The sequence below is a fragment of the Govania unica genome (genome assembly GCF_027920805.1).
Lineage (GTDB): Bacteria > Pseudomonadota > Alphaproteobacteria > Sphingomonadales > Govanellaceae > Govanella > Govanella unica.
The window spans coordinates 258219-274340 of record NZ_JANWOI010000002.1 but is presented as its reverse complement, the minus strand read 5'-3'; the positions used below and the strand labels follow the sequence as shown (position 1 = coordinate 274340).

General features: G+C 58.3%; 13 protein-coding genes and 1 pseudogene. 8 read left to right on the top strand and 6 right to left on the bottom strand.

Annotation, left to right across the window (positions count from 1 at the left end; translation table 11 throughout):
* Position 1 precedes the first annotated feature (1 nt).
* Complete coding sequence (locus NYP16_RS06145) at positions 2 to 649, bottom strand: YceI family protein (protein ID WP_274943241.1); 648 nt, start codon at positions 647 to 649, stop codon at positions 2 to 4.
* A 53-nt stretch (positions 650 to 702) separates the two neighbouring features.
* Positions 703 to 1893, bottom strand: a complete 1191-nt coding sequence (locus tag NYP16_RS06140) for a pyridoxal phosphate-dependent aminotransferase (protein ID WP_274943240.1) — start codon at positions 1891 to 1893, stop codon at positions 703 to 705.
* A gap of 74 nt (positions 1894 to 1967) precedes the next feature.
* Between NYP16_RS06140 and NYP16_RS06135 the strand changes: the two genes are divergently transcribed.
* Both NYP16_RS06135 and NYP16_RS06130 read left to right on the top strand, forming a co-directional pair.
* Complete coding sequence (locus NYP16_RS06135) at positions 1968 to 3368, top strand: M48 family metalloprotease (RefSeq protein ID WP_274943239.1); 1401 nt, start codon at positions 1968 to 1970, stop codon at positions 3366 to 3368.
* A 48-nt stretch (positions 3369 to 3416) separates the two neighbouring features.
* Positions 3417 to 4133: a DsbA family protein gene (locus NYP16_RS06130; protein ID WP_274943238.1), complete on the top strand. Its 717-nt coding sequence runs from the start codon at positions 3417 to 3419 to the stop codon at positions 4131 to 4133.
* Positions 4134 to 4383: 250 nt separating this feature from the next.
* Here NYP16_RS06130 and thiS read toward each other — a convergent pair whose 3' ends face one another.
* Entirely contained in the window at positions 4384 to 5367 is a 984-nt protein-coding gene (thiS, locus tag NYP16_RS06125) for a sulfur carrier protein ThiS (RefSeq protein ID WP_346742486.1), read from the bottom strand.
* Positions 5368 to 5663: 296 nt separating this feature from the next.
* On the opposite strand from thiS, the gene aroQ reads away from it, so the two are divergent.
* From aroQ to aat, 4 genes are all read left to right on the top strand, one after another.
* Positions 5664 to 6128, top strand: coding sequence for a type II 3-dehydroquinate dehydratase (gene aroQ / locus NYP16_RS06120; RefSeq protein WP_274943236.1), 465 nt, complete (start codon positions 5664 to 5666; stop codon positions 6126 to 6128).
* Positions 6129 to 6152: 24 nt separating this feature from the next.
* Entirely contained in the window at positions 6153 to 6608 is a 456-nt protein-coding gene (gene accB, locus NYP16_RS06115) for an acetyl-CoA carboxylase biotin carboxyl carrier protein (RefSeq protein ID WP_274943235.1), read from the top strand.
* Positions 6609 to 6624: 16 nt separating this feature from the next.
* Positions 6625 to 7974 carry an acetyl-CoA carboxylase biotin carboxylase subunit gene (accC, locus tag NYP16_RS06110; protein ID WP_274943234.1) on the top strand — a complete coding sequence of 450 codons (1350 nt, stop codon included), beginning with the start codon at positions 6625 to 6627 and terminating at the stop codon, positions 7972 to 7974.
* 84 nt (positions 7975 to 8058) lie between these two features.
* On the top strand, positions 8059 to 8787 hold the full coding sequence (gene aat / locus NYP16_RS06105) for a leucyl/phenylalanyl-tRNA--protein transferase (RefSeq protein WP_346742476.1): 729 nt from the start codon (positions 8059 to 8061) through the stop codon (positions 8785 to 8787).
* A 35-nt stretch (positions 8788 to 8822) separates the two neighbouring features.
* On the opposite strand, the pseudogene NYP16_RS14505 reads toward aat, so the two are convergent.
* The 3 genes and pseudogenes from NYP16_RS14505 to NYP16_RS06090 all read right to left on the bottom strand — a co-directional run.
* Positions 8823 to 9071 (bottom strand): annotated as a pseudogene (locus tag NYP16_RS14505) (DUF2155 domain-containing protein); the annotation flags it as partial.
* 47 nt (positions 9072 to 9118) lie between these two features.
* Entirely contained in the window at positions 9119 to 9604 is a 486-nt protein-coding gene (gene mlaD, locus NYP16_RS06095; RefSeq protein WP_274943232.1) for an outer membrane lipid asymmetry maintenance protein MlaD, read from the bottom strand.
* 24 nt (positions 9605 to 9628) lie between these two features.
* Entirely contained in the window at positions 9629 to 10009 is a 381-nt protein-coding gene (locus tag NYP16_RS06090; protein WP_274943231.1) for an NADH:ubiquinone oxidoreductase subunit NDUFA12, read from the bottom strand.
* Between the two features lie 381 nt (positions 10010 to 10390).
* Here NYP16_RS06090 and NYP16_RS06085 point away from each other — a divergent pair, with 381 nt between their 5' ends.
* Together NYP16_RS06085 and NYP16_RS06080 are read left to right on the top strand one after the other, a co-directional pair.
* Positions 10391 to 14089 carry a vitamin B12-dependent ribonucleotide reductase gene (locus NYP16_RS06085; protein ID WP_274943230.1) on the top strand — a complete coding sequence of 1233 codons (3699 nt, stop codon included), beginning with the start codon at positions 10391 to 10393 and terminating at the stop codon, positions 14087 to 14089.
* Between the two features lie 316 nt (positions 14090 to 14405).
* Positions 14406 to 16118, top strand: coding sequence for a putative bifunctional diguanylate cyclase/phosphodiesterase (locus tag NYP16_RS06080; protein WP_274943229.1), 1713 nt, complete (start codon positions 14406 to 14408; stop codon positions 16116 to 16118).
* Positions 16119 to 16122 lie beyond the last annotated feature (4 nt).

The following is a 16122-nucleotide window of genomic DNA, read 5'->3' as shown; positions in this document are numbered from 1 at the left end:
CTTATTTCTTTGTAAATTCAGCGTTAAACAGCAGGGTGACTTCATCCGATATCAGAGGCACATAACTGCTGACGCCATAGTCGCTGCGTTTCAAAGTGCCGTTCGCGGCAAAGCCCAGGGTGAAGTCGCCGGTCATCGGGTTTTTGGCGCCGCCGCGGAAGGTCACGTCCATCACAAGCGGCCGCGTCACCCCATGCATGCTGAGCTGACCATAAAGCTTGCCCGTGGCCGGCCCGGTGATTTCGAGCCGGTCGGATTTGTAAGTCAGATCGGGATAGGCTTTGACATCAAAGAACTTGGACCCGCGCAGGGACTCTTCCAGCACGCTGTTGTTGGTGTCGACGCTGGCCGGATCGATCTTCACCTCGGCCGTGCTGGTGGCCGGCGTGTTGGCGTTGAAATCGAGACTGCCAGAAATCTTGTTGAACCGGCCCACATAGGTCGAAAAATTCATGTGATTGATTTCGAACGTCACATTGGCATGCGACGCGTCCATCTCATACCGGCCAGCCGGGATTGCCGCAAGATCGGTCTTCGGTTCGACCTGCGGCATGATCTCGGCCACCAGAGAGGCGCAACCGAGCAACATAACCGCCGCAGACAGACCGAGAAATTTTGACGATACAGCAGAAAACCTTATCAGAGACATGTAGCGACCCCTCCTACAAGCTGGATTCCGGTTCGGACTATAACTTCATTCCATCAGCCGCGCAAAAAGTTCCCCAGCCGTTCGATGGCCCGCGTCATCTCGTCACCACTCCGGGCAAAGGACATGCGCATGAAACGGCCGCCGTCCCGCGTGTCAAAATCAATGCCGGGTGTCGTTGCAACGCCGGTTTCATGCAGAATGCGACGGCAGAACAGCGCCGTATCATTGGTGAAATCGCTCATGTCCGCATAGAGATAAAAGGCCCCGTCCGGCGGTGCAAAGCGCGTGATCCCCATCTTCGGCAGCGCCTCAAGCAGCATCTCCCGATTGCGGGCATAGCCGTCGCGGATGGCATCGAATTCATCAAAACAGTCAAAGGCGGCAATGGCCGCTTCCTGCGACAGCGTCGGCGGCGAGATGAAAAAGCTTTGTGCCAGCGCATAGACCGGCTCGATCAGCGCTGGCGGCAACACCATCCAGCCCAGCCGCCAGCCGGTCATGCAGAAATATTTCGAAAAACTGTTGATGACGATGGCCTCGTCGGTATAGCGAAGCGCCGTTTCCTCGCGTTTGCCAAAGGTGATGCCATGGTAGATCTCGTCGGAGATGACCCGGACGCCGAGTCCTTCCGCCTTGGTGATCAGGGCCTCAAGCTGCTCCGGCGCGAGCATGGAGCCCGTCGGATTGCCCGGGCTCGCCACCATCAGCCCCTGCAAACCGCCGGACGCGGCCGCAAGACTATCGAGATGATCGGCAACGATATGATATCCCGTGCTCTCGTTCACATCCACATGAACGGCCTGAAGCCCAAGCGCCTTCTGGATGGCCGTATAGGGCGGATAGCCCGGACGTGCGATAGCGACCCGATCGCCGACATCGAACCCGGCAAGAAAAGCCAGCAAAAAGGCGCTTGAGGATCCGGTGGTGACCGCAATGCGCTCGACCGGGACGTCGACGCCGTAGCGCGCCTTGTAATAATCGCTGATGCGCTGGCGGAGCGGCAGAATCCCGAAGCTGTCGGTATAGCCAAGCACGCTCCGCTCCATGGCCGTGATGGCGGCCTGCCGGACCCGCTCGGGTGCGCCTACTGACGGCTGTCCCACGCACATCAGAAAGACCTCGCGGCCCGCGGCGGCAAGCTCCCCGGCCTCGCGCATCAATTCCATGGCATAAAAAGGCGGCACGTCGCTTCTGAGCGAGGCTTTTAACAAGGACAAATTCGGCATATCTTCAGCGCGCCTCATTCTCATCACCTTTTATGGGCTATATGAAGAGGCTTTTTAGCTTAAGATCGGGGGACCCACAAGGAGACCACCGTTTGTTGCCGAAGTATCAGCCCTTTCGTATCCGCCGCACCCTGACGGCGATCGCCTTGGCTTTCAGCCTGATTTTGCCCGGAACAGCGCCAGCTTTTGCCGCCGATACCCCGACCATTCTCCGCGATTCCGAACTTGAACGGATCATCCGCGATATTTCCGTGCCGATTTTCGCCGCGGCGGGCCTCAATACCGACTCCGTCCATACCTATGTGATCCGCGACAAATCCATCAACGCCTTCGTCGCCGGTGGGCAGAACGTGTTCATCAACACCGGCCTCATCATGGCCGCAAGCAATGTGGGCGAAGTCGCGGGCGTTATTGCCCATGAAACCGGTCATATCACCGGCGGCCATCTCGCGCGCTTTCAGGACGGCCTGAAGGGTGCCTCGGCCCTGACCATCCTCGGCATGATCCTCGGTGCCGCCGCCATTGCCGCGGGCGGGGCCGACGCCGGGATCGCTGTCATCATGGGCTCGCAACAGATGGCCATGCGCTCTGTGCTGTCCTACAGCCGCAACCAGGAAGCCGCCGCCGACCAGGCCGCCATGACCTTTCTTGACAAGGCCCATCAGTCGGGGCGCGGTCTCGTCAGTTTCTTTGAGGTGCTGAGCGGTCAGGAACTGCTCTATGTCACCAATCAGGACCCCTATGTGCGGTCCCATCCGCTGACTCAGGACCGCATCAACGCGCTTTCGGAGCTGGTCGACAAATCACCCTGGAAAGACGCCCCAAGCCCGGCCGGACAGGACGCCATGTTCGAGCGCATGAAGGCCAAGCTCTGGGGCTATCTGCAACCGCCCTACACCACGTTGCAGCAATATCCGGTCGGCAACAACAGCCTGCCCGCCCGCTATGCCCGCGCCTATGCCTATAACCAGCTCCATGACGAAGCCAAAGCCTATGCCGAGGCGGACAGCCTGCTGAAAGACAATCCGAACGATCCCTACCTCTGGGAACTGAAGGGCTTCCTGCTGTTTGAAAATGGCAAGCTTGAACAATCGATTGCGCCGTTTCGCAAATCCATCGCCATCAGTCCCGACGAGCCATTGATCCTGACCCAGCTCGGCCAGTCACTGATCGCGACCGAGAACCCGGCCTATACCGACGAAGCCATCCGAATTCTGGAAAAAGCCAACCGGCTGGACAAGGAAAGCCCCTTTGCCTGGCATCAATTGTCCATCGCCTATGACCACGCGGGCAAGGAAGGGCCGGCCCGGCTTGCGGCAGCGGAACGCTATTCCATCGTCGGCGCTTCGGAAGACGCTTATCGGCAGGCCCGACAGGCCGTCAACAAACTGCCGCGCGGGACGCCGGACTGGTTCCGGGCTCAGGACATCATGGTGGCCGCACAGGCAGAAATGCCCAAGGGAAAAGCTCCGCGCGATGCACTTCCAGATTAATTTTTATTATAAAAATGAGATATAACAATGAATTATAAAGCGATACTGATGTCATTTGTGATGGCGGCTGTGGCCTCTCCTCTCATGGCCCAGCAAGCTCCGGCTTTCAATCCGGCGCAGCAGAAGGCCATTGAGGCCATCGTGCATAACTATATTCTGGAGCATCCGGAAATCATCCCGCAGGCCATCGAAGCCTTGCAGACCAAGATGGCCACCAGCGCCATCATCCGCAACAAGGCCGCGCTGTTCAACGATCCCGACAGTGTGTCCATCGGCAACCCCAAGGGCGATGTGACGGTGGTCGAATTCTTCGATTACACCTGCGGCTATTGCAAGATGATGGCCCCGTTCTTCAAACGGCTGGTGGCCGCCGATAAGGGCGTACGGGTGATTTTCAAGGAATGGCCCGTGCGCGGTGAAATCGCCGAAGTCGCTTCAAAAGCCGCCCTCGCCAGCAAGGCACAGGGCTTGCAGAAATATCTCGCATTCCACGACGCCCTTTATGCCGTGCCCGGCCAATTGTCGGAAGCCAGCATCTTCGACGCCGCCACGCTCGCAAAACTTGACGTGGCACGCTTGAAGAAAGATATGCAAAGCGCTGAAGTATCAGCGATAATTGATCGCAACCACCAGCTCGGCCAGGCCCTTGAACTGCGCGGCACTCCGGCCCTGATCATCAACAACCGCCTCATCCCCGGCGCCCTCGCCTATGAGGAACTGGTGAAACAGGTCAACAGCGCCCGTGCCGCGGCGAAGAAGGGATAAATATATCCCCATTGATTTGTCATGCCCGGGCTTGACCCGGGCATCCATGGGTCACGCACAAACTGGCGGAGAGATGGATTGCCGGGTCAAGCCCGGCAATGACAGGTGAAAAAGCCCCAGCAAACTGTCATCCCCGCGAACGCGGGGATCCAGACTTTATTGCAACGATTTCAGATAATTGTGCCGCTATTCTGGATTCCCGCTTTCGCGGGAATGACAGAAATGGGCGGGCGAGGCAGAAATCAGTGGCCTAGATCAAGCCTGCCAGGGGCGAGGATGGGTCCGCGTAGCGTTTTTTCGGCATGCGACCGGCATGATAGGCTAGTCGGCCGGCTTCGACGGCGAGTTTCATGGCGCGGGCCATGCGGATGGGATCGCGGGCTTCGGCGATGGCGGTGTTCATGAGGACGCCGTCACAGCCGAGTTCCATGGCGATGGCCGCGTCGGACGCGGTGCCGACGCCTGCATCCACCAGAACCGGCACGTTCACCGCCTCGATCACCAAACGGATCTGCACCGGGTTCTGAAGCCCGAGGCCTGAACCAATGGGAGCCCCAAGGGGCATGATGGCGCAGCAGCCCATGTCGGCGAGACGTTTGGCCTGAATGGGATCGTCACTGCAATAGACCATAACCTCAAAGCCCTCTTTCAAAAGGACTTCGGCCGCCGCGAGCGTTTCCGGCATATTGGGGTAAAGCGTCTTCTGGTCGCCGAGCACTTCGAGCTTCACCAGGTTCCAGCCGCCGGCCTCCCGCGCAAGGCGGAGCGTGCGGACGGCGTCATCGGCCGTGAAGCAGCCCGCCGTATTCGGCAGAAAGGTGATCTTTTTCGGGTCGACGAAATCCACCAGACGTGGTTCGCCCGGGTTGGTCAGATTGACCCGGCGCACGGCCACGGTGACGATCTCCGCCCCCGAAGCCTCGACGGCAGCGGCGGTTTCGTCAAAATTCTTGTATTTGCCGGTGCCGATGATCAGCCGCGACATATAATCCTTGCCGGCGATCCGGAAACTGTCGGGCTTTTCAGCCAGACTGCTGTTGCCGCCGCCGATGAAATGAACGATTTCAAGCTCATCCCCCGCGCCGATTATCACAGTATCGAAAGCCGAACGCGGCACGATTTCGCGATTGCGCTCAAGCGCCACCTTGCTCGCGTCAAGCCCGAGCGAGCCCAAAAGCTCGCGCACCGTCCCGGCGGGCACGGTCCGTGCCTCGCCATTGATCTGAACCTGTATCACCGTCGTCCGTCCTCAATGATCCGTGTGGGGGCTTGAAAACCACGTTTTCCGCGTGGCAGAAGCCCTTGAGATTTCAAGATATTGACGCAAAATGGGCAAAACACCCATAATCTGGATTTGCAAAGGCCTGCTAAAGCATTATACAAACTCCTCCACATGAATAAGGGATCATGGGCCTTGCCGCAACGGCTCCGATGGATTCTTGTTCGGTCTCTTGCAAGGATCGTCTATAGTGTCCGTCGATTCAGGGCAGCACATGCGTATCAGGGGGCGCCTCGCGGCGTGATTGCAGGATGGCCAAGCGCCTGAAGCACAGCATTCTTGTACTCAATGGCCCTAATCTGAACCTTTTGGGCACACGTGAGCCAGAGGTTTACGGCCGCGACACGCTGGCCGATATCGCTGCGGGTCTGGAACGTCGCGGAGCCGAAATCGGTCTTGGCATTGATTTTCAGCAATGGAACGGTGAAGGTGAAATGGTCACGGCCATTCAGGCCGCACGGGGCACACGGGCAGGCATCATCATCAATCCTGCCGCTTATACCCACACGTCGATCGCTCTTTTGGATGCCTTGCTCGCAGTGGAATTGCCGGTGATCGAGGTCCATCTCTCGAACCCGCACAAAAGAGAAGACTATCGGCACAAGTCATATGTCTCGCGCATGGCGCAAGGCGTTATTTGCGGATTTGGAAGCCTGGGCTATTATCTGGCGCTTGACGCCATGAGCCACATCCTTGATGTGAGCCCGGCTAAATAAGTTATTGAATCAGTTGGAGTCGTCATGGCTAAAATGCAAGTAGACAAAGCGCTTATCCGGGATCTCGCTGAACTTCTCAACGAGACCAACCTGTCCGAGATCGAAGTCGAGGAAGGTCAATCACGCATCCGGGTCGCGCGCAGTCTGAGCGTCAATGCTGCTGTGGCCGGTGCTCCGGTCTATGCCGCCGCCCCGGCCCCGGTGGCCGAAGCCCCCGCAGCAACCCAAGCCGAAGACGCAACGCATCCCGGTGCCGTGACCTCCCCCATGGTTGGCACCGCCTATACCGCCGCCGAGCCGGATTCCCCTGCTTTTGTCAGCGTCGGATCGCATGTGAAGGCCGGTCAGACCATTCTGATCGTTGAAGCCATGAAGGTCATGAACGCGATCGCGTCTCCGCGCGATGGCACCGTCAAGAAAATCATGGTGACGAATGCGCAGCCGGTTGAGTTCGGCGAAATCCTGATGATCATAGAATAACGCGCGGGCATCCTGAATGTTTGACAAGATCCTGATCGCGAACCGTGGCGAAATCGCCCTCCGAGTTCATCGCGCCTGTAAAGAAATGGGCATCAAAACGGTGGCCGTCCATTCCACCGCGGACGAACGCGCCATGCATGTGCGCCTCGCCGACGAAAGCGTCTGCATCGGCCCGCCGAGTTCGACCGAAAGCTATCTGAACATCCCGGCGATCATCGCCGCCGCGGAAATCACCCATGCCGATGCCATCCATCCGGGTTATGGCTTCCTGTCGGAGAACGCCAATTTCGCGGCGATCCTGGCCGAACATAACATCACCTTCATCGGCCCGACGGCGGAACATATCCGCCTGATGGGCGATAAAATTCAGGCCAAGGAAACCGTCAAGAAGCTTGGCATCCCGGTTGTCCCCGGGTCCGACGGCGCCATCACCGACCCGAAGGAAGCGAAAAAGGTCGCCGCCGAAATCGGGTATCCGGTGCTGATCAAAGCCTCCGCCGGCGGTGGCGGACGCGGCATGAAAGTGGTGCGCGAAGAATCCGAAATGGACGCCATGATGAGCGCCGCCAAGACGGAAGCCAAATCGGCTTTCGGCGACGACGCCATCTATATGGAGAAATATCTCTCCAAACCGCGCCATATCGAAGTGCAGCTGATCGCCGACAGCCATGGCAATGTGGTGCATCTCGGCGAACGTGACTGTTCGTTGCAGCGCCGTCACCAAAAGGTGCTTGAAGAAGCCCCGTCCCCGGCTCTGAATGCCGAGGAGCGTGCTAGAATCGGCAAAGTCGTTACCAAAGCCATTAAAAAGCTTGGCTATCTCGGCGCCGGCACAATCGAGTTCCTGTATGAAGACGGGCAGTTCTATTTCATCGAAATGAATACCCGCATTCAGGTCGAGCATCCGGTGACCGAAATGATCACCGGTATCGATCTCGTGCGTGAACAGATCCGTGTCGCCGCTGGCGCGCCGCTGTCCTTCACTCAGGACGACATCCGCTTCGCCGGTCACGCCATCGAATGCCGCATCAATGCCGAAGATCCTCAGACCTTTGTCCCGTCGCCGGGCGTCGTCACCGACTATCACACCCCTGGCGGACTTGATGTGCGTGTGGATTCGGCGCTTTATGCCGGCTATCGCATTCCGCCCTATTACGACAGCCTGATCTCCAAGCTGATCGTGCATGGCAAGACCCGCAATGAATGCCTGATGCGGTTGCGCCGCGCCCTTGACGAATATGTCATCGAAGGCGTGAAAACCACGGTGCCGCTTCATACCCGCATCATTTCCGACCCCGACTTCGTGAACGGAGCCTATGATATTCACTGGCTTGAAAACTTCATGAAGAAGGATCAGGACTCCTAAGCAGCGTCATTATCTCGACCTCTTGGGTCATGTCCGCTATCGCGGCAATGACCCAAGAGGGAGGATGACAGCAAGGGCTGCAAGATGACCGAGATCACAGCGGATCTTTTGCTCCATGCCTATGCCCGGGGATATTTCCCCATGGCCGAGACGGCGCAATCGCCAGAGCTTTACTGGATAGATCCCGAACAACGCGGCATTCTGCCGCTTGATCAGTTTCACATCCCGAAACGCCTTGTCCGCACCGTGCTGTCGGATTGCTACCGCGTAACCCATGACCGCGCCTTCCGCGCCGTCATGGAGGCCTGTGCGGCCAGTGCCAAGGGGCGCGAAAACACCTGGATCAATGCCGCGATCCTTGAGATTTACTGCAACCTCCATGACATGGGTTATGCCCACAGCATCGAAGTCTGGGACGGCGACCGACTGGTTGGCGGTTTATATGGTGTGGCCCTTGGGGCGGCTTTTTTCGGCGAAAGCATGTTCCACAGCGAACGCGACGCCAGCAAGGTGGCGCTGGTGCATTTGGTGGCACGCCTGAAGTGCGGCGGATTCCGCTTGCTCGATACCCAGTTCGTCACCGAGCATCTCAAGCAATTCGGCACCCGCGAGATCTCCCGGGCCGACTATAAAAAACTGCTGGAGACGGCGCTTCAGTCCAAGGGGATCTTTTCGGCGTTGCCTGAATCCGTGTCTTCGTCCGGTGTGTCCGGTGTGTCCGCTGGCGTCTCAGGCGACGCAACAGCCGCAGGCGGCGCCCGGTCATGCGTGGCCGGGGCGATTGCGCTGCAGGCGATTACCCAGACATCATAAACCGGATGCTCCAGCGCATTGAGCGCCGGGCTTGAGGCAAACATCCAGCCCGCGAACACCTGTTTCGCGGTGCTGTTCGGCTTGATATCGCGGATTTCCAGAAAGGCTTTGGTTTCCGGCGCGTCTTCAGGCGGGGCCGACTGACAGTCGCGGAGCGTGATTTCAAGCGCGCCGAAGCGCACCGGCTGACCCACATGGGCCTTCAATTCCGAAACCCGGCCAGTGATTTTATCAAGGGCATTGAGCGTGGCCACCGCTTGCGGATCAGCGGCCCAAGCAGGCATGGCAACGGCAGCGAAAAGCAGCGCCGCCACTGTCTGCCTGACCCCGGTCATTCTTTGTGGTCCGAACTGGCTTTATGATCCGAACTGGAGCTACCGGACCCGGACGCGAATTTGGATAGCAGGGTCAGGAGATCAACCGACCCCTGGGTCTCGGTGATTTCCTCTCCGGGCTTCAGCATGTCATCGCTTGCGCCCGGGCTGAGGGCCAGATAATTGCCACCGAGAAGACCGCTTGAAGCGATCTTGGCCATGCTGTCCTCAGGCAATTTGACGCTTTTCTCGATGCTCATGCCCACCACCGCCTGATAGGTGTTGGTGTCGAGCCTCTGGCTGACCACCGTGCCAACCTTGATACCACTGATGCGCACATCCGCGCCCACAGGCAGGCCATCGACTCGATCGAAGCGGGCATTCAATTCGTACCCGCCGATCGAGCGCAGTTCGGTGTTTTTATAAGCAAATGCCAGAAAACCTCCGGCTGCGACAAGCACCACCGCCCCCATAAGGGTTTCAACAAGATTATGACGGCTCATGTGAGACTTGTCCCTTAACTGTGATTATTCCGGCTGCCAGGCTTCGTAATCACCCGTGGCGTGACGGCGCTGGCCACCTTCGTTCAGGCTGCCGGGCGGAAAATAAGCTCCGGCAGTGCCGGTCAGATTCGGCAGATGCTCTTTTTCCCAGATCTTGGTCGGCAAAGGCCGCTCGCTTGGCGGGGCATCGGTCATGTGATGCAGCCAGGCATGCCATTCCGGCGGAATGCGCGAGGCTTCGACTTCGCCATTATAAAGCACCCAACGGCGCTCGCCTTTTTTCTCGCGATAATAGCGATTGCCCTGATCGTCGGTGCCAACCGTTTCACCCTTGCGCCAGGTAAACAGCATTGTGCCGATCGTATAATCAGACCACCATGTGAACATATGACTTAAGAAAGACATTATAACCGCCTGTTAAATAGATGTTTTCATCTATTAATAGGCACCTCTGACCGAGGTGCGCGCTCGCGCAGAATATGCCACTGACGCCTGAGCCCGTCCAGACCTGTTTGCCCTATGGCCCTGAGGAATTCATGGCCGACTCAAGCCTATAACGACATGTGGTAGGTCAAGGCTGTCAATCAACAAGATATATAAAAAGTCCTTGCCAATCTCAGGCTCTCATCCCAGACTTTGTGCCTGACAGAGGGGAAATGTCTAGATTTAGCGGAAAATCCAATCACGACTGCCATGCGCGCAGGGTCCGTGAGTCGCAAAAATCAGTCCCCACATTATATGCACGGCCAGCATCCATCCGGCCTGGATCAAAAGGGACAGTCATTCATGCGTATTGAGCGTCGATTTACTCGGGACGGACAGTCACCCTACGAAAGCCTCAGCTTCCGTACCGCCACGAGTGAAATCCGCAACCCTGATGGTTCGGTTGTGTTCCGGCTGGAGAATATAGAAATCCCAGCCGACTGGAGCCAGGTGGCGGTCGATATTCTGGCGCAGAAATATTTCCGCAAGGCCGGCATTCCCATGGCTTTGAAATCGGTCGAGGAAAATACCGTCCCGTCCTGGCTGTGGCGGCATGTGGCCGATGAAACTGCCCTTGAGGCCTTGGCCGAAGCCAAGCGCTATGGCTCCGAGGCTTCGGCCAAGCAAGTGTTCGATCGCCTGGCCGGGGCCTGGACCTATTGGGGTTGGAAAGGCGGCTATTACGATAGCGAGGATGACGCCCGCGCCTTCTTTGACGAATTGCGCTATATGCTGGCGGCGCAGATGTGCGCGCCGAATTCGCCGCAATGGTTCAACACCGGCCTCCATTGGGCCTATGGCGTCGACGGCCCGAGCCAGGGACATTTCTATGTGGACCCCGCAACCGGCAAGCTTGAAAAATCCAATTCAGCTTACGAACGCCCGCAACCCCATGCCTGTTTCATTCAGGGCGTGAGCGACGATCTCGTCAATGACGGCGGTATCATGGACCTGTGGGTGCGTGAAGCGCGCTTGTTCAAATATGGATCGGGCACCGGCAGCAATTTCTCCAACCTGCGCGGAGAAGGTGAAAAGCTTTCGGGCGGCGGCAAGTCGTCGGGCCTCATGAGCTTCCTCAAGATCGGCGACCGCGCCGCGGGGGCTATCAAATCCGGCGGCACCACCCGCCGCGCCGCCAAGATGGTGGTGGTTGATATCGATCACCCGGACGTCGAGTCCTTCATCGGCTGGAAGGTGCTTGAGGAACAAAAGGTCGCGGCTCTCGTCACCGGTTCGAAGATCACCGAACAGCACCTGAACCGCATCATGAAAGCCTGTCACGACCCGGCCCTCACATCCAACGCCGGGGGGCAGCCGGACGATGCCTTCAACGTCAAGCTCAACAAAGCCCTGAAGAGCGAAGTGCTGGCCGCACGCAAGGTCATGATCCCGGAAAACTATGTGCAGCGGGTCATCCAGTTCGCCCGCCAGGGCTTCAAGTCCATGGAGTTCCAGACCTATAACACGGACTGGGATTCGGACGCCTATATGACCGTCTCGGGCCAGAATTCCAACAATTCGGTACGCCTGACCGACGGCTTCATGGATGCCGTCAATGACGATGGTGACTGGGAGCTGAAAGGCCGCCTTGGTGGCCAGACCTTCAAGACACTGAAGGCACGTGATCTGTGGGACCAGATCGCCCATGCCGCCTGGGCCTGCGCTGACCCCGGCCTGCAGTTCCATTCGACTATCAATGACTGGCACACCTGCCCGGCCAGCGGCGAAATCCGCGCGTCAAACCCGTGCTCGGAATATATGTTCCTGGACGACACGGCCTGCAATCTCGCATCCTTGAACCTGCTGACCTTCCGCAATCCCGACCGTTCGTTCGATGTGGCGGCGTTTGAGCATGCGACGCGGCTGTGGACCGTGGTGCTGGAAATCTCGGTGCTGATGGCGCAGTTCCCGTCGCCGCGCATTGCCGAGCTGTCCTATCGTTACCGCACGCTCGGCCTTGGGTTTGCCAATATTGGTGGCCTGCTGATGGCCTCGGGCATGTCATATGACAGCGATCAGGGCCGCGCGCTTTGTGGCGCCATCACCGCGCTCATGACCGGTGTCGCTTATGAAACCAGCGCCGAAATAGCGAGCGAGCTTGGCGCCTTTCCGGGCTATGAGCCGAACCGCGATCATATGCTGCGGGTTATCCGCAACCATCGCCGGGCGGCCCATGGCGAAACGCTTGGCTATGAGGGGTTGAACACCCTGCCCCTCCCGCTCGATATCAAGAACTGCCCCGAAAGCGCCGTGAGCATTGCCGCAGCCGCAGCCTGGGACCGGGCGCTTGCGCTTGGGGAGCAGCATGGCTACAGGAACGCGCAGGCGACCGTGATCGCCCCCACCGGCACCATCGGTTTGGTGATGGATTGCGACACCACCGGCATCGAACCCGATTTCGCGCTGGTGAAGTTCAAGAAGCTCGCCGGTGGCGGGTATTTCAAGATCATCAACCGCATTGTGCCCGAAGCGCTCACCGTGCTCGGTTATGCGGAGCGTGAGGTTGAGAGCATCATCAATTACGCCGTCGGCTATGCCACGCTCAAGGGCGCGCCGTTCATCAATCATGAAAGCCTGAGGGCGCGCGGCTTTACCGAAACCCAGCTCGACCTCATCGAAAAGAATCTTGAAAGCGCCTTTGATATCAAATTCGTCTTCAACCGCTGGACGCTCGGGGAAGATTTCTGCCGCAATGTGCTTGGCTACACCGATGTCGAACTGAATGACTTCTCGTTCGATATGTTGACCGCCCTTGGCTTCACCAAGGATCATGTGGAACAGGCCAATCTCTATTGCTGCGGCGCCATGTCGCTTGAAGGCGCGCCCTATCTCAAATCCGAACATCTGCCGGTGTTCGATTGCGCGAACCCCTGTGGCCGCGTCGGCAAACGCTATCTGTCGGTCGAAAGCCACATCAAGATGATGGCGGCGGCGCAGCCCTTTATTTCGGGCGCGATCTCCAAAACCATCAACATGCCGAACAATGCGACTGTCGAGGATTGCAAGGACGCCTATATGATGTCCTGGCGTCTGGCGCTCAAGGCCAACGCGCTCTATCGCGACGGCTCCAAACTGTCACAGCCCCTGAGCTCGGCCCTCCTCGATGAGGAAGACCTGTTCGAGGATGACGAGATGCCGCTGACCCAGAAAACCCAGATCGTCGCCGAACGCATCGTTGAACGCATCATCGAACGCGGTGCGGCTGAACGCGACAAACTTCCCGGACGGCGCAAGGGCTACACCCAGAAAGCCATCGTTGGCGGCCATAAGGTCTATATCCGCACCGGAGAATATGACGACGGCAAGCTCGGGGAGATTTTCATCGACATGCATAAGGAAGGCGCCGCCTTCCGCAGCCTGATGAATAATTTCGCCATCGCCATCTCGATCGGCCTCCAGTATGGCGTGCCTTTGGAAGAATATGTGGACGCCTTCACCTTCACACGCTTCGATCCGGCGGGCCGTGTGGAAGGCAATGACGCGATCAAGATGGCCACGTCAGTGCTCGATTATATCTTCCGCGAGCTGGCCATTTCCTATCTCGGCCGTAACGACCTTGCTCATGTGGAACCGAACGATCTCCTGCCTGACGCACTTGGCGGCGGAGTCGAACAGGGCCAACCGGTCGTTGATCCGGTCGACGTGACCTCACAGGCCCTCGACAAGGTGATGAACCTTGCCTCGACCGGCTATGTGCGATCGAACCTTTATGTCCTGAACACGGCGAAGTCCGTGGCGCGGTCGGCCCTTGAGACGACAGCCTTGTCGACGATGGAGGTGGGGGCTGCCACCGCCGTCGAATATCGCGCGGCTGTCGGCTCATCGATTTCAAGTGGTGGTGGTAGTGGTGTTCGGAGCAGCAATCGGGCCTCCAAAGTCGCGGAGGCACGCATGAAGGGCTATGAAGGAGACGCCTGTACGGAATGTGGTAATTTTACGTTGGTTCGTAATGGCACCTGCCTAAAATGCGATAATTGCGGCTCCACCAGTGGTTGTTCGTGAGTTGCGTGAACGTTGCGTGATGTTGCTTGTTGTTGCATAGACTTGCGTTAATCTTTATCTCGCATTTCCAAACCTTGCCGGTGGCCTCAAAGCCACCGGCTTTGTTTTTCCGTCCATCTTTGCAAGCAAAGATATGCATCTTCAAAGGGTTATCCCGCATTTACAGTTTTTTTACACCCACAGGCGACACTCGGCGGGTTCTCTAGGCGTTACCCTGCCATCCTGGTCCATAAACGAGACATTTGGATCAGATGCGCGGGACGTTCCGGAGCCGCAGCCACTAGTGGAGTTTCCTGTTTTGACGGAGCGGTCCCGTGTGACCCAGGGCGACCTGCCCATTGCCGCCACCCCCGCGGTGGTTGGCGTAGCAGAGGCATCGATTATCGATCGCCTGCCGCTTGGCATTTGTCTGATTGCGGGTGGCGAGCGCCAGGGCTTTCGCCTTCTCAGCAGCAATGCAAAGCTGCAGCGCATGCTCAGTCTCACCGACCCCTGCGCCCCGCTCCCCGACGACCCCGCCTTCACTCCGCTTTCTTTTGACCCGGCCTTCCTCCAGGCTATGGAGCGGCTGCAGGTGGATGCTCACGGCGAAACACGCTTTATCTGGCGCACCGACCGCCTTGGCATGGCGCGGGTCTTCGACTGCTCGCTGCAGGATCTCGATAACCGGACGGAAGACCCCTCCTATCTTCTGACCCTCGTTGACCGCACTGCCGACACGCGCAGCGAACAGCAATTGCTGCATGATGTGTTTCATGACCGGCTCACCCAATTGCCCAACAGCGCCATGTTCGTGTTGCGCGCCTCGGAATGGCTTGATCATCGCCGCGCCCGGGAAAACGGCGTGGTCATGATGATCAATCTCAACCGCTTTCAAATGATCAACGAAAGCCTTGGCCACGAAAGCGGCGACCAGCTGCTTGTGGCTGTGGCCCAGCGCATGACCGACTGCCTGCCGAAGCAAGCCCTGATTGCGCGCATGGGCGGCGATGAATTCGCCGTACTGCTACCCCGGACTGCGCCTGGCGACGAAGGTTTCACCACAGCACAGAGCCTGCATGAAGCCCTGTCCGCGCCGCTCACGATCGACAATCATGATTTGCGGGTCACGGCCAGCATCGGCATCGCCCAGGCCTCGGCCTTGAATGCGGCGGCCGAGGATCTTGTGAAAAACTCAAGCATTGCCATGCATCGCGCCAAACGCGAAGGCCGTGGCCGGACAGTGCTCTATCACAATGACCTGACAGCCCATGCCAAATCTCGCTTTGAATTCGAGGGCGATCTGCGGCGGGCGCTCGAACGCGGCGAATTGTCGCTGCATTACCAGCCGATTTATTCGCTGGCCTCAGGCGAACTGACCGGATTTGAAGCACTCTGCCGCTGGCAGCATCCCGAACGTGGAGCGGTGCCCCCGGTTGATTTCATCGCCATCGCCGAAGCAAGCGGACTCATCATTCCGCTTGGCCGCTGGGCGCTCCATGCCGCCTGCGCCCAGCTTGCCGATTGGAGCGCACGCTATCCCGTGGTCTCCAACCTTTCGGTCAATGTCAATGTATCGGGGCTGCAGATTTCAGGCGACAACATGGCCGCCGTCGTGCGCGAGGCGCTGATCGCCTCGGGCATTGCCGGCAACCGGCTGCGGCTTGAGATCACCGAAAGCGCGTTGATGACCAACGCCGATCTTGCCGCCGATCTGCTGTTGGATCTGAAAAGCTTCGGTGTCTGCCTGGCCCTTGACGATTTCGGTACCGGCTATTCTTCGCTCAATTATCTCAGCCGGTTTCCAATCGACACCATCAAGATCGACCGCTCCTTCATCGCCAAGCTCGACAGCAATCCCGATGACGCCAAGATTGTGCATATCATCACCCAACTCGCAAGTTCCCTCGGTATCTCGGCGGTGGCCGAAGGAATCGAGACGCTCGAACATCTTGAACGTCTGAAGGTGCTTGGCTGTCATTATGGACAAGGTTACTATTTCTCGCGTCCCCTGCCTGCCGCTGCGGTTGAAAATCAGTTGTTCTCCTGATCTT